The organism is Mycobacterium numidiamassiliense, from assembly GCF_900157365.1.
Classification (GTDB): Bacteria; Actinomycetota; Actinomycetes; order Mycobacteriales; family Mycobacteriaceae; genus Mycobacterium; species Mycobacterium numidiamassiliense.
In genome coordinates this window covers 1,506,564-1,525,059 of sequence record NZ_FUEZ01000003.1, presented here as the reverse complement: position 1 = coordinate 1,525,059, position 18,496 = coordinate 1,506,564, and the positions used below count along the sequence as shown (strand labels likewise).

General features: G+C 66.8%; 21 protein-coding genes. 16 read left to right on the top strand and 5 right to left on the bottom strand.

Going from position 1 to position 18,496, the window contains the following annotated elements; translation table 11 throughout:
- Window positions 1-33 precede the first annotated feature (33 nt).
- From MNAB215_RS07125 to MNAB215_RS07115, 3 genes are all read left to right on the top strand, one after another.
- Window positions 34-540 carry a nuclear transport factor 2 family protein gene (locus MNAB215_RS07125; RefSeq protein ID WP_077078075.1) on the top strand — a complete coding sequence of 169 codons (507 nt, stop codon included), beginning with the start codon at window positions 34-36 and terminating at the stop codon, window positions 538-540.
- Window positions 537-1,556: an NAD-dependent epimerase/dehydratase family protein gene (locus MNAB215_RS07120; protein ID WP_077078074.1), complete on the top strand. Its 1,020-nt coding sequence runs from the start codon at window positions 537-539 to the stop codon at window positions 1,554-1,556. Before MNAB215_RS07125 ends, MNAB215_RS07120 begins: the two co-directional genes overlap by 4 nt.
- 66 nt (window positions 1,557-1,622) lie before the next feature.
- Window positions 1,623-2,000 (top strand): DUF427 domain-containing protein, encoded by a 378-nt coding sequence (locus tag MNAB215_RS07115; protein WP_077078073.1) that lies wholly within the window; start codon window positions 1,623-1,625, stop codon window positions 1,998-2,000.
- Here the strand turns inward: MNAB215_RS07115 and MNAB215_RS07110 are convergent.
- Window positions 1,984-2,400 (bottom strand): nuclear transport factor 2 family protein, encoded by a 417-nt coding sequence (locus MNAB215_RS07110; RefSeq protein WP_077078072.1) that lies wholly within the window; start codon window positions 2,398-2,400, stop codon window positions 1,984-1,986. The two genes, MNAB215_RS07115 and MNAB215_RS07110, sit on opposite strands and share 17 nt — an antisense overlap.
- A gap of 80 nt (window positions 2,401-2,480) precedes the next feature.
- Here MNAB215_RS07110 and MNAB215_RS07105 point away from each other — a divergent pair, with 80 nt between their 5' ends.
- The gene (locus MNAB215_RS07105) at window positions 2,481-3,407 is read left to right on the top strand and encodes a DNA-3-methyladenine glycosylase family protein (protein ID WP_108637587.1); all 927 of its coding nucleotides are present in this window, start codon (window positions 2,481-2,483) and stop codon (window positions 3,405-3,407) included.
- Window positions 3,408-3,475: 68 nt separating this feature from the next.
- Window positions 3,476-4,024 carry a Dps family protein gene (locus tag MNAB215_RS07100; RefSeq protein ID WP_077078071.1) on the top strand — a complete coding sequence of 183 codons (549 nt, stop codon included), beginning with the start codon at window positions 3,476-3,478 and terminating at the stop codon, window positions 4,022-4,024.
- 12 nt (window positions 4,025-4,036) lie between these two features.
- Here MNAB215_RS07100 and MNAB215_RS07095 read toward each other — a convergent pair whose 3' ends face one another.
- Window positions 4,037-5,482 carry a chloride channel protein gene (locus tag MNAB215_RS07095; RefSeq protein ID WP_077078070.1) on the bottom strand — a complete coding sequence of 482 codons (1,446 nt, stop codon included), beginning with the start codon at window positions 5,480-5,482 and terminating at the stop codon, window positions 4,037-4,039.
- A 96-nt stretch (window positions 5,483-5,578) separates the two neighbouring features.
- Between MNAB215_RS07095 and MNAB215_RS07090 the strand changes: the two genes are divergently transcribed.
- From MNAB215_RS07090 to MNAB215_RS07060, 7 genes are all read left to right on the top strand, one after another.
- On the top strand, window positions 5,579-6,565 hold the full coding sequence (locus MNAB215_RS07090; protein WP_077078069.1) for a pirin family protein: 987 nt from the start codon (window positions 5,579-5,581) through the stop codon (window positions 6,563-6,565).
- On the top strand, window positions 6,565-7,197 hold the full coding sequence (locus MNAB215_RS07085; protein ID WP_077078068.1) for a TetR/AcrR family transcriptional regulator: 633 nt from the start codon (window positions 6,565-6,567) through the stop codon (window positions 7,195-7,197). The genes MNAB215_RS07090 and MNAB215_RS07085 overlap by 1 nt, the downstream gene beginning before the upstream one ends.
- A gap of 84 nt (window positions 7,198-7,281) precedes the next feature.
- Window positions 7,282-8,229 carry a class I SAM-dependent methyltransferase gene (locus MNAB215_RS07080; RefSeq protein WP_077078067.1) on the top strand — a complete coding sequence of 316 codons (948 nt, stop codon included), beginning with the start codon at window positions 7,282-7,284 and terminating at the stop codon, window positions 8,227-8,229.
- Window positions 8,230-8,254: 25 nt separating this feature from the next.
- On the top strand, window positions 8,255-9,196 hold the full coding sequence (locus MNAB215_RS07075) for a class I SAM-dependent methyltransferase (RefSeq protein WP_077078066.1): 942 nt from the start codon (window positions 8,255-8,257) through the stop codon (window positions 9,194-9,196).
- Window positions 9,197-9,255: 59 nt separating this feature from the next.
- Entirely contained in the window at window positions 9,256-10,113 is an 858-nt protein-coding gene (locus tag MNAB215_RS07070) for an SAM-dependent methyltransferase (RefSeq protein ID WP_245830208.1), read from the top strand.
- 126 nt (window positions 10,114-10,239) lie between these two features.
- Window positions 10,240-11,676, top strand: coding sequence for an aldehyde dehydrogenase family protein (locus MNAB215_RS07065; protein WP_077078064.1), 1,437 nt, complete (start codon window positions 10,240-10,242; stop codon window positions 11,674-11,676).
- Window positions 11,677-11,735: 59 nt separating this feature from the next.
- Window positions 11,736-12,599 carry an SDR family oxidoreductase gene (locus MNAB215_RS07060; RefSeq protein ID WP_077078063.1) on the top strand — a complete coding sequence of 288 codons (864 nt, stop codon included), beginning with the start codon at window positions 11,736-11,738 and terminating at the stop codon, window positions 12,597-12,599.
- 11 nt (window positions 12,600-12,610) lie between these two features.
- Here MNAB215_RS07060 and MNAB215_RS07055 read toward each other — a convergent pair whose 3' ends face one another.
- Window positions 12,611-13,438: a tyrosine-protein phosphatase gene (locus tag MNAB215_RS07055; protein WP_077078062.1), complete on the bottom strand. Its 828-nt coding sequence runs from the start codon at window positions 13,436-13,438 to the stop codon at window positions 12,611-12,613.
- Window positions 13,431-14,651: an acyl-CoA dehydrogenase family protein gene (locus MNAB215_RS07050; RefSeq protein ID WP_077078484.1), complete on the bottom strand. Its 1,221-nt coding sequence runs from the start codon at window positions 14,649-14,651 to the stop codon at window positions 13,431-13,433. The genes MNAB215_RS07055 and MNAB215_RS07050 overlap by 8 nt, the downstream gene beginning before the upstream one ends.
- Before the next feature lie 147 nt (window positions 14,652-14,798).
- On the opposite strand from MNAB215_RS07050, the gene MNAB215_RS07045 reads away from it, so the two are divergent.
- From MNAB215_RS07045 to MNAB215_RS07030, 4 genes are all read left to right on the top strand, one after another.
- The gene (locus MNAB215_RS07045) at window positions 14,799-15,260 is read left to right on the top strand and encodes a nuclear transport factor 2 family protein (protein ID WP_077078483.1); all 462 of its coding nucleotides are present in this window, start codon (window positions 14,799-14,801) and stop codon (window positions 15,258-15,260) included.
- Between the two features lie 63 nt (window positions 15,261-15,323).
- Window positions 15,324-16,415, top strand: a complete 1,092-nt coding sequence (locus MNAB215_RS07040) for a Re/Si-specific NAD(P)(+) transhydrogenase subunit alpha (protein WP_077078482.1) — start codon at window positions 15,324-15,326, stop codon at window positions 16,413-16,415.
- Window positions 16,416-16,754, top strand: coding sequence for an NAD(P) transhydrogenase subunit alpha part 2 (locus tag MNAB215_RS07035; protein ID WP_077078061.1), 339 nt, complete (start codon window positions 16,416-16,418; stop codon window positions 16,752-16,754). It abuts the gene before it with no gap.
- Complete coding sequence (locus MNAB215_RS07030) at window positions 16,751-18,175, top strand: NAD(P)(+) transhydrogenase (Re/Si-specific) subunit beta (RefSeq protein ID WP_077078060.1); 1,425 nt, start codon at window positions 16,751-16,753, stop codon at window positions 18,173-18,175. Before MNAB215_RS07035 ends, MNAB215_RS07030 begins: the two co-directional genes overlap by 4 nt.
- Window positions 18,176-18,197: 22 nt before the next feature.
- On the opposite strand, the gene MNAB215_RS07025 is transcribed toward MNAB215_RS07030, so the two are convergent.
- Complete coding sequence (locus MNAB215_RS07025) at window positions 18,198-18,326, bottom strand: hypothetical protein (RefSeq protein ID WP_174604568.1); 129 nt, start codon at window positions 18,324-18,326, stop codon at window positions 18,198-18,200.
- Window positions 18,327-18,496: the final 170 nt, after the last annotated feature.

Genomic DNA, 18,496 nt, shown 5'->3' with positions numbered 1-18,496 from the left:
CGTTGCCGCCAAGCAGAAACCCCTGGTCAAGCAGTGACTGTCCGCACGTTCTCGCGTAGCGAACTGGCCGCGGCCTTCGACAAATTCGAACAGACGGTCGCCCGGGCCTCCGAGAGCCAAGACTGGGACGCCTGGGTCGAGCACTACACACCCGACGTCGTGTACATCGAACACGCGGCGGGCACCATGCGCGGCCGCGACGAGGTGCGCGAGTGGATCAAGCGGACGATGTCCACCTATCCGGGCAGCCACATGGTCGCGTTCCCATCGCTGTGGTCGGTCATCGACGAGCCCACCGGGCGCATCATCATGGAACTCGACAACCCGATGCGCGATCCCGGTGACGGCAGCGTCATCACCGCGACCAACATCTCGATCATCACCTACGCCGGCGACGGTCTGTGGCGTCAGCAAGAAGACATCTACAACCCGCTGCGCTTCGTGCAGGCCGCGTTGAAGTGGTGCCGTAAGGCGCAGGAACTCGGCACCCTCGATGAGGACGCCGCGCGTTTCCTGGAGCAATACGGAGCCGGCCAGTGAGCAGCAACCCCAAACTTGTCATCGGCGCCAACGGTTTTCTGGGCTCACACGTGACCCGCCAGCTTGTCGCCGACGGTGCTCAGGTGCGGGCGATGGTGCGCGAGGGTGCCAACACCCGCTCGATCGACGACCTCGAGCTCACCCGCTTCCACGGCGATGTGTTCGACACCGCCACGGTGCGCGAAGCGATGGACGGAGTCGACGACGTGTATTACTGCGTCGTCGACACCCGCGCGTGGCTGCGGGACTCCTCGCCGCTGTTTCGGACCAACGTCGAAGGGCTGCGCAACGTTCTCGATGTCGCCGTCAACCAACCGAACCTGCGCAAGTTCATCTTCACCAGCACCTACGCGACGGTGGGTCGACGGCATGGGCACGTCGCGACCGAAGACGATGTGATCGCCTCGCGCGGGCTGACGCCCTATGTGCAATCCCGGGTCGAGGCCGAGAACCTGGTCATGCGCTACGTCGCCGACGCCGGCCTGCCCGCCGTCGCGATGTGCGTGTCCACCACGTACGGCGACGGGGACTGGGGCGGTACCCCGCACGGCGCCTTCATCGCGGGTGCGGTCTTCGGCAAGCTGCCCTTCCTGATGAACGGGATTGCGCTCGAAGTGGTCGGCGTCGACGACGCCGCCCGGGCCATGATCCTGGCCGCCGAGCACGGCCGCATCGGTGAGCGGTACCTCGTCTCCGAGAAGATGATGGCGCTGAACGATTCGATCCGGATCGCTGCCGACGAGGCCGGCGTCCCGCCACCGCGGCGCGCGATTTCGGTCCCGATGCTCTACGCCATGGCCGCGGCGGGCACCCTCAAGGCCAAGCTCACCGGCACCGACGCCCAACTCAGCCTGGCGTCGGTGCGGATGATGCGCGCCGAGGCCCCCGTGGACAGCAGCAAGGCGAAGCGGGAATTGGGTTGGCAGCCACGCCCGGTCGAGGAATCGATCCGCGAGGCCGCCCGGTTCTGGGCCGCGATGCGCACGCCGCGATCCTCGGCCGCACCATCGGAATAGGGGCCGGGAAGTGTTGCGAGCCGGTCGGCGTTATACCCAGCATCTGCGTTTGAGGAGGCAACAATCATGGCCCATCGCGAGGTTTTAGAACCCAGCGCCGGACATCCGATCACCGTCGAGCCCACCAAGGGGCGAGTACAGGTCCGCATCAACGGCGAGCTCGTCGCCGACACCACGGCCGCGCTCGAACTACGGGAAGCCAGCATCCCTGCGGTGCAGTACATTCCGCTCGACGACGTGGTCTCCGAGCGGTTGACCCGAACCGACACCACCACCTACTGCCCATTCAAGGGTGACGCCAACTACTACAGCGTGACCACGTCGGCCGGTGACACCGTCGAGGATGCGATCTGGTTCTACGAGCAGCCCTACCCCGCGGTCGCTCAGATCGCCGGGCACGTGGCGTTCTACCCGAACAAGGCGGAAATCAGCGTTCTTGAGTAGCCTGCGGGGCTCGCCAATTGGGGAAGAGTTCGGCGGCTGATCTGGTGTCGCTGTATTCGCGCATCGACACGATCAGGCCGTCGCGGGTCTCGAAGATGCAAATGAACGGGCTGTCGTACTGCTTGCCGTCGACGGTTCTGCCCTCGGCGATCGCCTCGACGACCACGGTGTCGCCTTCGTTGATGCAGCGGAGTAGGTCGATGTTGACCTCGACGACCTTCTTGCGTTGGTCGACCGAGCGCCGAAAGTTGTCCTTGTCCAGGCAGAGTTGCGTATACAGGCTCCAGTAGGTGAAGTCCTCGCTGAGGAGCGTGAAACCCTCGTCGACATCGCCACCCTCGCTCAGGCTCTGCAAGAGCATCCACGCGAGTTCGGCATGCGGGGCGTCGAACGGGGTCATCACATCGCAATAGTGTCTTGAGGAACAGTTGCCGGTCAATGCGGGCGGTTCGCCCGAATGCAGCGGCGACCTCGACAGGAATCCGGAGCGTGTCGGTGGTGAATGCGCGGACGGTGACGTTTCCCGGGGCGGTCAGCTTCGGGCACACCCTCGCGCCACTTCGCCGGGGTTCCGGCGATCCGTGCTTTCAGGTCCCGGGCGACGGCGCCGTCTGGCGAACCAGCCTGCTGCCGTCCGGTCCGGTCACCGTGCAGTTGCGCCGTGCGTCCGCCAACGCCGTCCATTGCGAGGCGTGGGGCGGCGGCGCCGAGGAGTTTCTCGAGCGGCTGCCCGCGCTGCTGGGTGCCGATGACGACGCGTCGGATTTCGTGCCCACCCACCCGACGGTTGCCGAAGCCCAGCGGAGAGTGCCGCACCTGCGCCTGGGCCACACCGGACAGGTGTTGGAGGCCCTGATCCCCGCGATCATCGAGCAGCGGGTCCCCGGCGCCGACGCATTCCGGTCATGGCGCGTGCTGGTGACCAAGTACGGCACGCCGGCGCCCGGTCCTGCGCCGGCCAGGATGCGGGTGCCACCCTCGGCGCAGGCGTGGCGGCACATCCCGTCCTGGGAATTCCACCTCGCCAATGTCGATCCGGGACGAGCGCAGACGGTGGTCGGTTGTGCGCGCCGGGCCGAATCGCTGGAACGGCTGGTATCGCGGCCGGCGGCCGAGGTACGCGAAGCGCTGATGTCGTTGCCGGGGGTCGGGCAGTGGACCGCCGCCGAGACCATGCAACGCGCGCTCGGTGACGCCGACGCCGTATCGGTGGGCGATTACCACTTCCCGAAGATGATCGGCTGGACGTTGCTGGGCCATCCCGTCGATGACGCCGGCATGCTCGAGCTGCTCGAGCCGATGCGACCGCACCGCCATCGGGTGGTGCGGTTACTGGAGGTCAGCGGACTGGCCCACGAGCCGCGCCGCGGGGCGCGGCTGCCCGTGCAGCAGATCCACTCGCTTTGACCTGCGGGTGTTTTCGAGTGGGGCCTTCGGGTACCCGCCAACACAAGCGATGTGTGAGGAAGGAAACGATGACTGCGTTCACTATTCCGGGGTTGACCGACAAGCAGGCAGCGCGCCTGGCCGAGCTGCTGCAGAAGCAACTGAGCACCTACAACGATCTGCATCTGACGCTCAAGCACATTCACTGGAATGTGGTGGGCCCCAGCTTCATTGGCGTACACGAGATGATCGATCCTCAGGTGGACGCCGTCCGCGGGTTTGCCGACGACATCGCCGAACGTATTGCTGCGCTTGGTTCTTCGCCTGAGGGCACTCCCGGGGCCATCATCAGGGATCGGTCGTGGGATGACTACTCGGTGGGCCGCGACACCGTGCAGGCGCACCTGGCCGCGCTGGACCTGGTCTACAACGGCGTCGTCGAAGACCTTCGCCACGCCATCGACGAGACAGACGAACTCGACCCGGTGACGCAGGACCTGCTGATCGGGCAGGCGGGGCCGCTGGAGAAGTTCCAATGGTTCGTGCGTGCCCACCTCGAAAGCGCGGGCGGCAAGCTCAAGCACGAGGGTAAAAGCACCGAGAAGGGCGCGGCCAGTACCGCGCGGCGTAAGTCCTAGGGCCGCAAGGGGCTAAGGTGTTTCGGGCGCCGCCTGGTGCTCCCGTTCCGCTTGTGCCGCTTCACGATTGAGCCGCTGCGCCTCGTAGATGGTCACATTGGTGCGCGACAGCAACATTGCGGCAATGCCCACCGAGATGATCGCTCCCGGCACCACCGAGAATGAGCCGGTCATCTCGGCCACCATGATCATGATCGCCAGTGGCGCCCGCGCGACGCTGCCGAAACAGGTCATCATCCCGACCACGACGAAGATGCCGGGATCGTGCGGGATGCCCGGCAGGTGGCACAGCTCGCCCAACCGCCACACGGTGGCCCCGAGGAACGCGCCGATGACGATCCCCGGGCCGAACAGCCCGCCGGAGCCGCCGCTGCCGATCGAGAGCGAGGTGGCGACGATCTTGGCGAGCGGCAGGACGAGGACGATCCACAGCGGGATGTGTAGCAAGGAGTCCCGCTGCGCGGCCAGCTGCGCCCAGCCGTAGCCGCTGCTCAGAATCTCGGGTATCAGCAGCCCGAGCAGCCCAACTAAGAGTCCGCCCACCGCCGGCTTGAGCACCGGCCCGCCGGGGAGCCGGCGGGTGAGGCGGACTGAGGTGTGGAAGACCCGCGCGTACAGGTAGCCGACGGCCGCCCCGGCCAGCCCGATCACCACGAACCACAGCAGCGGCCAGGCCCGTTCGAAGCGGTACTCGGCGTCGATGTAGCCGAACAGCGGGTCGAAGCCCAGGAATGATCCGAGCACGGCATAGGCCACGCCGGAGGTGATGAAGCCGGGCAGCAGGCAGCGGTAGTCGAAGTCGTCGCGGTAGGTGATCGACGCGGCCAGCACCGCCCCGCCGAGCGGCGCGGCGAAGATCGCGCCGATGCCCGCGCCGATGCCCAGCGCCACCGCGGCCCGGCCGTCCTCGTCGGACAGGTTGAGGCGCCGGGTCAGCAGCGAGCAGAAGCCCGCCGAGATCTGCGCCGTCGGGCCTTCGCGGCCGCCCGACCCGCCCGAGCCGATGGTCAGCGCGCTGGCCACCATCTTCACCAGCACCGCGCGGAACCGGATGGCGCGCGGATCGGTGTGCACCGCCTCGATGGCCTCGTCGGTGCCGTGGCCGGTGGCTTCCGGGGCGAGTTTGGCGACCAGCAACGCCGACAGCAGCGCCCCGCCCGTCGTCACCAACGGGATCGCCCACGGGCGGGAGAAGCCGGCGGAGCCGCGGCTGCCGCCTTCCCCGACGGGGGTCGGCAGGTGGTAGTCGGCCAGGTAGCCGAGCAGAAACTGTGCGGTGTATTTCAGTCCCAGGTAGAAGACGACAGCGCCCAGGCCCGCGATGACGCCGATCGTGACACCCAGCAGGAACCATTTGCGCAGATAGCCCGAGGTCCTGATCACGGCCCCGAATCGTCCACCGGCGGCGCTAGGTGGGGCAACGGCGGGCTGGGGCTCCCCCTCCGGCGGCTCGCTCACCGTAAGAGTCTGACCCTCGACTCCCGCGTCTCGCACCCCGGGGAATAAACGGACTACGGTCCGGTTATATGGGTAGCACAACAAGAGGAGGTAAATATGCCTGCTATCACCGCAGACACTTTGACGTTGCCGCGGGTCGGCGCGGCCAATCCCGCCGACACCGAGCGCCCGGTCCGGTCGATCACCACGGGGCCCCGAGGCTACGAGGGTGAGGGGTTCCCCGTCGTGCGGGCGTTCGCCGGGGTGAGTGCCGCAGCCCTGGATCCGTTCGTCCACCTGGACCAGATGGGTGAGGTGGAATACCAGCCGGGAGAACCCAGGGGCACCGATTGGCACCCCCACCGTGGCTTCGAAACGGTCACTTACATGATCGACGGCAAATTCGCGCACCAGGACTCCCACGGCGGTGGGGGCTTGATCACCGACGGCGCCACGCAGTGGATGACCGCGGGGTCGGGCATCCTGCACATCGAAACCCCGCCCGCCGAGTTGGTGGAAAGTGGCGGCACCTTCCACGGCATCCAGCTCTGGGTGAATCTGCCCAAGAAGGACAAGTTCGCGCCGCCGAGGTATCAGTCCATCGAGGGCGGCGACGCCGGCCTGATCGCGTCGGACGACGGCGGTGCGCTGGTGCGCATCATCGCCGGTGAGATCGACGGTCATCGCGGACCCGGTGTCACCCACACGCCGATCACGCTGGCGCACGCCACGATTGAACACGGGGCGCGGCTCAACATCCCGTGGCGGCGTGATTTCAACTCGCTGATCTATGTGCTGTCCGGGAACGGATATGTCGGTCCGATCGGCCATCCCATTCGGCAGGGGCAGTTGGCCGTGCTGGGCCCCGGGGATCGGATCACCGTCGGCGCCGAACCGGCCCAGGATTCCTTGGGCACCACGGCAATAGACCTGTTGTTTCTGGGCGGCCGACCGATTCGCGAACCCGTATTCCACTACGGGCCTTTCGTGATGAACTCACGCGCGGAATTGATCGAGGCGGTGGAGGACTACCAAGCCGGAAAATTCGGCAATATTCCGCCGAATGCGTTAATGCCGCATCGTGGCGGTGGCACAATCCTCTAGTGCCGTCAACGGGGAGGCGCAGACCGGGCCGCCCGCCCGCTGCGAAGGCAGACGAGACTCGCAAGAGAATCTTGGACGCCGCTCGTCTTGTCTTTAGTGAACGCGGCTATGACGGGGCGACTTTCCAGGCGATTGCGGTTCGCGCCGATCTGACCAGGCCGGCGATCAACCACTATTTTCCCAGCAAGCGAATGCTGTATCGGGAAGTTGTAGCCGAGACTAACGAAATGGTTGTCGCCGCCGGCATTAAACGGGCCGGCGGCGAGACCACGCTCATGGGACGGATCGGCTCGTTCATCTCCGCCGCGATGGATGCAAATTCGGAGAATCCGTCCGCATCCGCGTTTCTGGTGACCAACGTGCTGGAATCGCACCGCCATCCAGAATTGAACAAATCCGGAAACGACGCCGTTCGAACGAGCCGGGAGTTCCTGACGTGGGCGGTGAACGACGCAATCGAACGCGGGGAGGTCGAGCCTGATATCGACGTAGCAGCGTTGACCGAGACGCTGCTCGTCCTGCTCTGCGGCGTGGGGTTCTATTCCGGTTATCTGCGCAGCCGCGAGATGGCAGACCTCACCGAGATGCTGCGGAGGCTGCTGGCCGGCGCGCTGTTCAGGCCCGACCGCTGACGTCGCCGTGCCGTTGGCGGGCGCAGTGAGATCGGGCACAAAGCGCATAGGCTAACTAACTTATTCGGGTAGCATGGTGCCGGCATGACTGATCTCGATGACACTTCTTCGTCAGCGTCCTCGTTGCGTACCGACGGCGACTCCTGGGCCATCACCGAACTCGTCGGCGCGACCGCGTTGGGCGTCGCTGCGGCGCGCGCCGCGGAGACGGCGGGCCCCGATCCCCTGATCCGCGACGATTTCGCCCGGACCCTGGTGTCCTCGGCCGGCCCGGCGTGGGCCCAGCTGGCCGACCCCGAGCTGGCCTGGCTGGACGGCGATGAGCAGGGGCAGCGCGCGCATCGCCTCGGCATCGATTACCAGGCCGTCCGCACGCACTTCTTCGACCAGTACTTCACCGACGCGGTCGGCGACGGCATCCGGCAGGTGGTGATCCTGGCCGCCGGGCTGGATTCGCGGGCCTACCGGTTGGATTGGCCCACCGGCACCGCGGTCTACGAGGTCGATCAGCCCAAGGTGCTGGAATACAAAACCGGAGTCCTCAAGGCCCACGGCGCGATGCCCACCGCGAACCGGCACACCGTCCCGGTGGACCTGCGCGACGACTGGCCCGCGGCGCTGGCGGCCGCCGGATTCGACCCCACCCAGCCGACGGCGTGGCTGGCCGAGGGCCTGCTGCCGTATCTGCCCAGCGCTGCCCAGGACCGGCTCTTCGAGATGTTCACCGCGCTGAGCGCCGTGGGCAGTCGCGTCGCCATCGAGGCGTTTGGCATGAACTCCAGCAGCAACACCGCGCGCTGGACCCGGATGCGCGACCGGCTCGGGCTGGACGTCAACGTCGAGGCGCTGACCTACCACGAGCCAGACCGCTCGGATGCCGCCGAGTGGCTCGCCCAGCACGGCTGGCAGGTGCGTGTGGTGAGCAACCGCGACGAGATGGCCCGGCTGGGACGCGCGATACCCGAAAATCTGGCCGACGACGCCGTGCGCAGCACGTTGCTGCAAGCGCGTCTCGGCGGTCCGTCCAACTAGCCCAACGAAAGACTTCGGAGACCCGATGAGCTCACTGCGCACCCACGATGACACCTGGGACATCAAGACCAGCGTCGGCAGCACCGCGGTCATGGTGGCCGCGGCCCGCGCCGTCGAAACCGAGCGGCCCGACGCGCTGATCCGCGACCCCTATGCCAAGCTGCTGGTCGAGGGTGCCGGGGCCGGCGTGCTGTGGGAAGCCATGCTGGACCCCGAGGTCACGGCCAAGATCGAGGCCCTCGACGAGGATTCCGCGGCCCACTTGCATCACATGCGCGGCTACCAGGCGGTGCGGACCAAGTTCTTCGACACCTTCTTCGCCGATGCCGTAGCCGCCGGGATCCGCCAGATCGTGATCCTGGCGTCGGGACTGGACTCGCGCGCCTACCGCCTGGACTGGCCGGCCGGCACCACCGTGTATGAGATCGATCAGCCGCAGGTGCTCGACTACAAATCCAGCACGCTGGCCGACAACGGCGTCACCCCTGCCGCCGATCGCCGCGAGGTGGCCATCGACTTGCGTCAGGACTGGCCGGCCGCACTGCGGGCCGCGGGCTTCGACCCGGCCCAGCGCACCGCGTGGCTGGCGGAGGGGTTGCTGATGTACCTGCCCGCCGAGGCTCAGGACCGGCTTTTCACCCTGGTCGGTGAGCTGAGTCCGGCCGGGAGCCGGGTCTCGGCCGAAACCGCACCCAACCACGCCGACGAGCGTCGACAGCAGATGCGGGAGCGGTTCAAGAAGGTGGCCGACGAGATCGGCTTCGAGCAGAGCGTCGACGTCGGCGAGCTCATGTATCGCGACGACCACCGCGCCGACGTCACCCAATGGCTGAACGAACACGGCTGGCGGGCCACTGCGCAGCACTCGACCGACGAGATGCGCCGGCTGGGCCGCTGGATCGAGAACGTTCCGCTCTCCGACGACCAGGACGCATTCTCCGATTTCGTCATCGGCGAGAAGCTGTAGTGCCGCGCACCGCGGACGACTCCTGGGACATCGCCACCAGCGTCGGGGCGACCGCGGTGATGGTTGCCCTGGCCCGCGCCGCCGAGACCGCCAGCGCCGATCCGCTCATCCGCGACCAGTTCGCCGAGCCGTTGGTGTCGACGCCCGAGCTGGCCGGCGTGCGTGAGCAGGTAGCCGCGTGGTGGGCCGAGGACGACGATCCTGACTCCACCGTCGACTCCCAGCAGATGATCGACTACCAGGCGGTGCGGACGCATTTTTTCGACGAATACTTCACCGACGCGGTTGCCGGCGGGATCCGGCAGGTGGTGATTCTGGCGGCCGGCCTGGACTCGCGCGCATACCGGTTGGACTGGCCGGCCGGCACCGTCGTCTACGAGATCGACGTGCCCAAGGTGCTGGAATACAAAAGCCGGACACTGGCCGGTCACGGCGCTACGCCCATCGCCGAGCGGCGGGCCGTACCTGTCGACCTGCGCCACGACTGGCCGCTGGCCCTGCGTGGCGTCGACTTCGACACGAGCCGCCCGACGGCGTGGCTCGCCGAGGGGCTGTTGCCGTTCTTGCCGGCGGCGGCGCAGGAAGCGCTGTTCGCCTCGATCGACGCGCTGAGCGCAGCGGGCAGCCGGGCGGCCGTGGAGAACTTCGGGGTGGACCAAGCCAAGCGCCAAGAGGCCGAAAAGCGGTGGGCCAACCTGAAGGCCAAGCGGGAAGCGCGCGGCCAAGACACCTCGTTCAACCCGTTCGACCTCTGGTTCGAGGACGGCGACCGCCCCGACTGCGGTGACTGGTTCGCCGGGCACGGCTGGACCACCCGCGTCATCAGCGCGCGCGAGGAGGCGGTGCGATTGGGCCGCGAGCCGGTGTCGGATGAGCGGCCGTTCGCGAACACCTTTGTGACGGCGACCAAGGCCTGACCGGGTCACGCCGGATCTTCCTTACTGCCCTCCCAACCGGATGGTTAGGATCGCGAGTATCACCCATGAGTGTCTGCCTGCCGAGCAGCGGGCACCCTCGGGACGGTGCACAAGGGAAGGACAACGATGACCACCGAATCGGTTGCACCACAGACCTCCGAAACCAATGGGGCCGCCAACTCTGGGCAAGCGCACCCCGTCAACATCGCCGCGACGGTGGGACGGCTGCGCCAGACCTTCGCCACCGGCCGTACCCGCGACATCGACTGGCGTAAACGGCAGCTGTTGCAGCTGGCCAAGCTGATGGAAGAGAACGAGGCCGCGATCGGGGCCGCGCTGGCCGAAGACCTGGATCGCAGCCCGTTCGAGGCGTTCATCGCAGACATCGCCACCACCGCCGGCGAAGCGAAGTTCGCGGCCAAGAAGGTGCGCAGCTGGACGCGCCGCAAATACCGACTGCTGGAAATGCCGCAGCTGCCCGGCCGCGGCTGGATCGAGTACGAGCCCTACGGCACGGTGCTGGTCATCGGCGCCTGGAATTACCCCTTCTATCTGACGCTGGGTCCCGCGGTCGGCGCGATAGCGGCCGGCAACGCCGTCATTCTCAAGCCCTCGGAGATCGCGGCGGCTTCCGCACACCTGATGGCCGAGCTGGTCCCGAAGTACCTCGACAACGACGCCATCGCGGTGGTCGAGGGCGACGGTGCGGTGAGCCAGGAGCTCATCGCGCAAGGCCTGGACCGGGTGCTGTTCACCGGCGGCACCGAGATCGGCCGCAAGGTCTACGAGGGTGCGGCCCCGCACCTGACCCCCTGCACGCTGGAGCTCGGCGGCAAGAGCCCGGTGATCGTGGCGGCCGACGCCGACATCGACGTGGCGGCCAAGCGGATCGCGTGGATGAAGCTGCTGAACGCCGGGCAGACCTGCGTCGCGCCCGATTACGTGCTGGCCGACATCAAGATCCGCGACGAACTGGTCAGCAAGATCGGTGCTGCCGTCACAAAGTTCACGGCCGACAAGCCGAACGGGATGCGGATCGTCAACCAGCGGCAGTTCGACCGGATCAGCGGATACCTGTCCGGCGGCGACGGCAAGGTCACCGTGGGCGGGGCCTGCGACGCGTCGAGCCTGCGCATCCAGCCCGCCGTTGTGGTGGACCCCGATCCGGACGGGCCTCTGATGCAAAACGAGATCTTCGGGCCGGTACTGCCGGTCATTACCGCCCAAAACCTGGATGACGCAATACGTTTCGTCAATTCACGGCCCAAGCCGTTGGCGGCGTACCTGTTCACCAAAACGAAGGAGACCCGCGAACGGGTCATCAAAGAGGTGCCCGCCGGCGGCATGCTGGTCAACCACCTCGCCTTCCAGGTCTCGACGGCCAAGTTGCCGTTCGGTGGCGTCGGCGCATCGGGGATGGGTGCCTACCATGGCAGATTCGGCTTCGAGGAGTTCAGCCACCGCAAGTCGGTGCTGACCAAGCCGACCCGGCCGGACTTATCGAGCTTCATCTACCCGCCGTACACCGACCGGGCCATGAAAATGGCTCGCCGGATGTTCTGACCCGTTTTCGCACCAAATCACTTGCTAGTAAACGTTTTACAAAAGCAGAGAGGAACCTGATGCCAGGAGTGCAGGATCGCGTCATCGTCGTCACCGGAGCCGGTGGGGGATTGGGCCGCGAATACGCCCTGACCCTCGCCGCCGAGGGCGCGAGCGTCATCGTCAATGACCTTGGTGGAGCGCGCGACGGCACCGGTGCCGGCCACAACATGGCTGACCAGGTCGTCGCCGAGATCCGGGACGCGGGCGGCCGGGCGGCCGCCAACTACGACAGCGTCGCCGAGCCCGAGGGCGCCGAGAACATCATCAAGACCGCGATCGACGAGTTCGGCGCGATCCACGGCGTGGTGAGCAACGCGGGAATCCTGCGCGACGGCACCTTCCACAAGATGACGTTCGAGAACTGGGACTCCGTGCTCAAGGTGCACCTGTACGGCGGGTACAACGTCATCCGCGCGGCCTGGCCGCATTTCCGTGAGCAGAGCTACGGCCGGGTGGTGGTAGCCACCTCGACCAGTGGGCTATTCGGCAACTTCGGTCAGACCAACTACGGCGCGGCCAAGCTCGGACTGGTCGGCCTGATCAACAGCCTGGCGCTCGAAGGTGCGAAGTACAACATCCACGCCAATGCCGTTGCGCCGATCGCGGCCACCCGGATGACCGAGGACATCCTGCCCAAGGAAGTGCTCGAGAAGCTCACGCCCGAATACGTCGCACCGGTGGTCGCCTACCTGTCCACCGAGGAAAACCCCAACAACGCTTCGGTTTTCGTGGTCGGTGGCGGCAAGGTGCAGCGTGTCGCGCTGTTCCAGAACGACGGCATCACGTTCGACAAGCCGCCGACGGTGGACGATGTCGCCGCGCACTGGGCCGAGATCACCGACTTGTCCGAGGCCAAGCAGGCCAATTTCAAGCTGGGCTAAGAGCCGGCGAATTAGACGAGCAGTTCATTGCGCAGGCGGTCCACATCCGCCTCCGCAATGCCTGCGTCGCGTAGGTAGGCGTCCAGCGAGCCATACGCCTCGTCGATCGCCTGGCGGGCGGCGGCCAGATATTCCGGGCGCACGCCGAGGACGCCATCGGCCAGCCGCGCCTTGGTGAACGTGACGACCTCCGGGGTGAGTTCGACGTCGGAACGGTGCTGGATCATCTCGTAGATGTGGTCTCGTAGTTGGGGTACCGCGGCATTGCTGCGCAGATAGTCAGCCACGATGGTGTCGCGATCGATGCCGATCGCTTCCAGCACCGTGGCTACCACAAAACCGGTGCGGTCCTTGCCCGCGAAGCAGTGCGTGAGCACCGGTCGCCCGGCTGCAAGCAACGAAAAGACTTGCCGCACAGCGCGTTGCGCTCCGTTACGGGACGGGAATTGCCGGTATTCGTCGATCATGTGGCGGACAGCGGCCTCGTTAACTGCCTCGTCGGATTGGTCGGGATCGCCCTCGAACAGCCGCCGAAACGCCGTCTCGTGCGGCGCTGCGTCCTCACTCTGAGGCTCTTCGTCACCAAGATCGGGCAGGGGCAGCAGGTGGATTTCGACTCCGTCGGGCACCAAGCCCGGACCGCGCCGGGCGACCTCACGCCTGGCGCGCAAGTCCGCGACGTCGGTGATGCCGAGATCGCGCAGCAGCGCGCGGCCCTCGTCGTCCAAGCGGCTCAGCTCGCCGGAGCGGAACAGCCGCCCGGGTCGCAGCGCGGCCGCACCGTCGGCGACGTCGCGAAAGTTCCACGCGCCCGACAGTTCTCGCAGGGTCTCAGTCATGCGCGGTGACCGCCGAGGCGAAGGTGGACTGCTCGCGGCCGAGCTCAGTACGCGCGATGGTCCGCATGTGCACCTCGTCGGGTCCGTCGAAGATCCGCATGGCGCGATGCCAGCCGTACAGCCGGGCAAGCACGGTGTCGTCGCTGACGCCCGCGGCCCCATGGACCTGGATGGCGCGGTCGATGACATCGCAGGCCACTTGCGGCGCAACGGCTTTGATCTGCGAGACCAATAGATGCGCGGCCTTGTTGCCGTGCTGGTCGATGGTCCAGGCGGCCTTCTCGCACAGCAACCGCGCCTGGTCGATTTCGTTGCGGGACTTGGCAACCGCCTGCTGCACCAGACCCTGTTCGGCCAGCGGGCGGCCGAACGCGATGCGATTGCGGGCGCGGTCCACCATCAGGGCCAACGCACGCTCGGCGCCGCCGAGCGCGCGCATGCAGTGGTGGATGCGGCCCGGTCCCAGCCGGGCCTGGGCGATCGCGAAGCCGCCGCCCTCTTCGCCGAGCAGATTGGTGGTCGGCACGCGGACGTTGTCGTAGATGATCTCGGAGTGGCCGTGCTGGTCCTGCCAGCCGAACACCGACGTCGAGCGCACGTTCGTCACACCGGGGGTGTCCATCGGGACGAGCACCATCGACTGCTGCTGGTGGCTGGCCGCCTCAGGATTGGTGCGGCCCATCACGATGAGGATCTTGCAGCGGGGGTCGGCCGCACCCGAGGTCCACCACTTGCGGCCGTTGATCACGTAGTCGGCGCCGTCGCGCACGATTGAGGTCTCGATGTTGCGGGCGTCGCTGCTGGCCACTGCCGGCTCGGTCATCGAGAACGCGCTGCGGATCTCGCCGGCCAGCAACGGCTCCAGCCACTGCTTGCGCTGTTCCTCGGTGGCGAACAGGTGCAGCGTCTCCATGTTGCCGGTGTCGGGCGCCGCGCAGTTGATCGCCTCGGGCGCCAGCTCCAGGCTCCAGCCGGTCAGCTCGGCCAGCGGCGCGTATTCCAGGTTGGTCAACCCCGACTCGGCCGGCAGGAACAAGTTCCACAGGCCGCGCTCTTTGGCCTTGGTTTTCAGTTGCTCGATGACGGGCGGAACGGTGTGGTCGTTGGGGCCGGCCTCGTGGCGGTAGTTGTCGTAATCGGCTTCGGCCGGAAAGACAAACTCGGTCATGAAGTCGGACAACCGCTTGTGGTAGTCGGTGGCCTTAGCCGACATCGCGAAGTCCATGCCCGTCACGATAGGACACGCCCCTTAACCCGCCGCGACCAGACGCGGAATCGCCCGAATACATGCGGCATAGTGCGATTCCGCGTTCCCCGCAGGCGGGGGATGCCCCCAGCTCGACGGGGGATGATGGGGGCCATGACCGAGACCCGCCCGCCCTTCCCGCCTTTCACCCACGAAACCGCGCTGCAGAAGGTGCAAGCAGCCGAAGACGCGTGGAACACCTGCGATCCCGAGCACGTCAGCCTGGCCTACACGCCCGACTCGCAATGGCGAAACCGCAGCGAACACATCGTCGGCCGCGCCGAGATCGTGGCGTTTTTGACCCGCAAGTGGCAGCGCGAACTGGACTACTCGCTGCGCAAGAGCCTGTGGGACTTTCACGACAACCGGATCGCCGTGCGGTTCCAGTACGAGTGCCATGACGACACCGGGCAGTGGTATCGCAGCTACGGCAACGAGCTGTGGGAGTTCACGCCGTCGGGGTTGATGGCCCGCCGCGAGGCCAGCATCAACGACGTGCCGATCACCGAATCCGAGCGGCGCCACGTCGGACCCCGCCCGGCATCCGAACACGGCCAAGACTTCCCGCTCTGGTAGCGGCGGTTAGGGTGTCTGGGGCAAACGCCCGGGCAGAACCTAAGGAAAGTGGATGTGCGCGCGATGACAGATCCGCAGACGACGATCGGGGTAGTCGCTGAGTCCGGGACGGACGAGCGCCGGGTCGCGCTGGTACCCAAGGCGGTCGCGTCGCTGACGGGCAGCGGACTGGCCGTGGTGGTCGAGTCCGGCGCGGGTGAAGGCGCGCTGCTGCCCGACGCGCTCTACACCGAGGCCGGCGCCATCATCGGGGACGCGTGGACCGCCGATGTCGTGGTCAAGGTCGCGCCGCCGACCGCCGACGAGGTCGGCAAATTGCGCAGCGGCCAGACACTGATCGGCTTCCTGGCGCCCCGCAATGCGGACAACTCCATCGCCGCGCTGCGTGCGGCGGGCGTGCAGGCGTTCGCGCTGGAGGCCATCCCGCGGATCTCGCGCGCGCAGGCGATGGACGCGTTGTCGTCGCAAGGCAACGTGTCCGGCTATAAGGCCGTGCTGCTGGCGGCCTCCGAGTCGACCCGGTTCTTCCCGATGCTGACGACGGCGGCGGGGACGGTGAAGCCGGCCACCGTGCTGGTCCTCGGCGTCGGAGTGGCCGGGCTGCAGGCGCTGGCGACGGCCAAACGGCTCGGGGCGCGCACCACCGGCTACGACGTGCGGCCCGAGGTCGCCGACCAGGTGCGGTCGGTGGGGGCCCAGTGGCTGGACATCGGCATCGATGCGGCCGGCGAGGGTGGATACGCGCGCGAGCTGACCGAAGACGAAAAGGCCCAGCAACAGCAGGCGCTGGAGAAGGCGATCAGCGGCTTCGACGTCGTCATCACCACCGCGCTCGTGCCGGGACGACCCGCGCCGCGGCTGGTGACCGCCGCGGCCGTCGAAGCGATGAAACCCGGCAGCGTGGTGGTGGACCTGGCCGGGGAAACCGGGGGCAACTGCGAGCTCACCGAGCCCGGGCGGACGGTCGTCAAGCACGACGTCACCATCGCGTCGCCGCTGAACCTGCCGGCGACGATGCCCGAGCACGCCAGCGAGCTCTACAGCAAGAACATCACCGCGCTACTGGACCTGCTGATGACCGACGGCAAGCTGGCCCCGGACTTCGACGACGAAGTCGTCGCCGAGTCGTGTGTGACTCGCGGAGAGGACTCCTAGATGTACGACGAGCTGTTGGAAAACCTGGCGATCCTGGTGCTGTCCGGATTCGTCGGGTTCGCGGTGATCTCCAAGGTGCCCAATACGCTGCACACGCCGCTGATGTCGGGAACCAACGCCATCCACGGCATCGTCGTGCTCGGCGCGCTGGTGGTCTTCGGTGAGGTCGAGCACCCGTCGCTGGCGGTGCAGATCATCCTGTTCGTCGCGGTGGTGTTCGGCACCCTGAACGTGATCGGCGGCTTCATCGTCACCGACCGGATGCTGGGCATGTTCAAGGGCAAGAAGTCGGTCCCGGCCGCGAAGGGCGAGAAAGCGGGAGGGCCGGCCGCGAAATGAACTATCTCGTCACGGTCCTCTACGTCATCTCGTTCGCGCTGTTCATCTACGGCCTGATGGGCCTGACTGGGCCCAAGACCGCGGTGCGGGGCAACCTGATCGCCGCGGTGGGCATGGCGCTCGCGGTGGCGGCCACGCTGGTCAAGATCCGGCACACCGACCAATGGGTGCTGATCATCGCCGGCCTGGTGGTCGGCATCGTGCTCGGCGTTCCGCCGGCGCGACTGACCAAGATGACCGCCATGCCGCAGCTGGTGGCCTTCTTCAACGGAGTCGGTGGCGGCACGGTCGCGCTCATCGCGCTTGCCGAATTCATGGACACCAGTGGATTTTCCGCGTTCCAGCACGGCGAATCGCCGACCGTGCACATCGTGGTCGCGTCGTTGTTCGCCGCGATCATCGGGTCGATCTCCTTCTGGGGCTCGATCATCGCGTTCGGCAAGCTGCAGGAGATCATCTCGGGATCGCCGATCGGCTTCGGCAAGGCTCAGCAACCGGTCAACCTGCTGTTGCTGGTGGCCGCGGTGGCCGCCGCGGTGGTCATCGGCCTGCACGCGCATCCCGGGTCGGGCGGGGCGCCGCTGTGGTGGATGATCGGCCTGCTGGCCGCCGCCGGGGCGCTGGGCCTGATGGTGGTGCTGCCCATCGGCGGCGCCGACATGCCGGTGGTCATCTCGTTGCTCAACGCGATGACCGGGCTGTCGGCCGCGGCCGCGGGTCTGGCGCTGAACAACACCGCGATGATCGTGGCCGGCATGATCGTCGGTGCCTCCGGCTCGATCCTGACCAACCTCATGGCCAAGGCGATGAACCGCTCCATTCCCGCGATCGTCGCCGGAGGTTTCGGTGGCGGTGGGGTGGCGCCGAGTGGCGACGGCGGTGGCGACAAGACGGTGAAGGCGACCTCGGCCGCCGATGCCGCGATTCAGATGGCCTACGCCAACCAAGTGATCGTGGTGCCCGGCTACGGCTTGGCGGTCGCGCAGGCCCAGCACGCGGTCAAGGACATGGCGACCTTGCTGGAGCACAAGGGTGTGACGGTGAAATACGCGATCCACCCGGTCGCCGGCCGGATGCCCGGGCACATGAACGTGCTGCTGGCCGAGGCCGAGGTCGACTACGACGCCATGAAGGACATGGACGACATCAACGACGAGTTCGCTCGTACCGACGTCGCCATCGTCATCGGCGCCAACGACGTCACCAACCCCGCGGCCCGCAACGACGCGTCCAGCCCGATCTACGGCATGCCGATCCTCAATGTGGACAAGGCGAAGTCCGTGATCGTGCTGAAGCGGTCGATGAACTCCGGCTTCGCCGGGATCGACAACCCGCTGTTCTACGCGGATGGCACCAGCATGCTGTTCGGTGATGCGAAGAAATCGGTGACCGCGATCGCCGAGGAACTCAAAGCGCTCTAATTCGTCGAGGTGGGAACGGCGTCTAAACGGGCGGATACGCGGGCGGCGGGTATCCGTGGCCGTTCTCGACTCCGCGCAAGCCCCAGCTTAGGTAGTTCATGAAGAACTCGATCTCGTCGCTCGCGTCGTAGTCCGGACTCGGATCCATCAGCGCCACCTATCCTCTTGCGATCCCCTAGCGGCCTCGTTCAAATTTCCACTGTAGCCCCATGAGTCCCGGGGCGACAGGCGGCGATGGCCTTAAACTGTCCAACCAGTTGATTGGTACTTTGCTTTACCGGAGCCTCGCTGGAACCTCATCCGGCTTGGCTGGCAGCGACG

What these genes read in the sequence shown, in the direction of transcription:
- MNAB215_RS07070 (WP_245830208.1), top strand. Translation starts at nt 9,256, where the DNA reads ATGGTTGCCCTGGCCCGCGCCGCCGAGACCGCCAGCGCCGATCCGCTC.
- MNAB215_RS07075 (WP_077078066.1), top strand. Translation starts at nt 8,255, where the DNA reads ATGAGCTCACTGCGCACCCACGATGACACCTGGGACATCAAGACCAGC.
- MNAB215_RS07100 (WP_077078071.1), top strand. Translation starts at nt 3,476, where the DNA reads ATGACTGCGTTCACTATTCCGGGGTTGACCGACAAGCAGGCAGCGCGC.
- MNAB215_RS07110 (WP_077078072.1), bottom strand. Translation starts at nt 2,400, where the DNA reads ATGACCCCGTTCGACGCCCCGCATGCCGAACTCGCGTGGATGCTCTTG.
- MNAB215_RS07045 (WP_077078483.1), top strand. Translation starts at nt 14,799, where the DNA reads ATGACCGAGACCCGCCCGCCCTTCCCGCCTTTCACCCACGAAACCGCG.
- MNAB215_RS07040 (WP_077078482.1), top strand. Translation starts at nt 15,324, where the DNA reads ATGACAGATCCGCAGACGACGATCGGGGTAGTCGCTGAGTCCGGGACG.
- MNAB215_RS07050 (WP_077078484.1), bottom strand. Translation starts at nt 14,651, where the DNA reads ATGTCGGCTAAGGCCACCGACTACCACAAGCGGTTGTCCGACTTCATG.
- MNAB215_RS07060 (WP_077078063.1), top strand. Translation starts at nt 11,736, where the DNA reads ATGCCAGGAGTGCAGGATCGCGTCATCGTCGTCACCGGAGCCGGTGGG.
- MNAB215_RS07055 (WP_077078062.1), bottom strand. Translation starts at nt 13,438, where the DNA reads ATGACTGAGACCCTGCGAGAACTGTCGGGCGCGTGGAACTTTCGCGAC.
- MNAB215_RS07080 (WP_077078067.1), top strand. Translation starts at nt 7,282, where the DNA reads ATGACTGATCTCGATGACACTTCTTCGTCAGCGTCCTCGTTGCGTACC.
- MNAB215_RS07065 (WP_077078064.1), top strand. Translation starts at nt 10,240, where the DNA reads ATGACCACCGAATCGGTTGCACCACAGACCTCCGAAACCAATGGGGCC.
- MNAB215_RS07035 (WP_077078061.1), top strand. Translation starts at nt 16,416, where the DNA reads ATGTACGACGAGCTGTTGGAAAACCTGGCGATCCTGGTGCTGTCCGGA.
- MNAB215_RS07030 (WP_077078060.1), top strand. Translation starts at nt 16,751, where the DNA reads ATGAACTATCTCGTCACGGTCCTCTACGTCATCTCGTTCGCGCTGTTC.
- MNAB215_RS07115 (WP_077078073.1), top strand. Translation starts at nt 1,623, where the DNA reads ATGGCCCATCGCGAGGTTTTAGAACCCAGCGCCGGACATCCGATCACC.
- MNAB215_RS07090 (WP_077078069.1), top strand. Translation starts at nt 5,579, where the DNA reads ATGCCTGCTATCACCGCAGACACTTTGACGTTGCCGCGGGTCGGCGCG.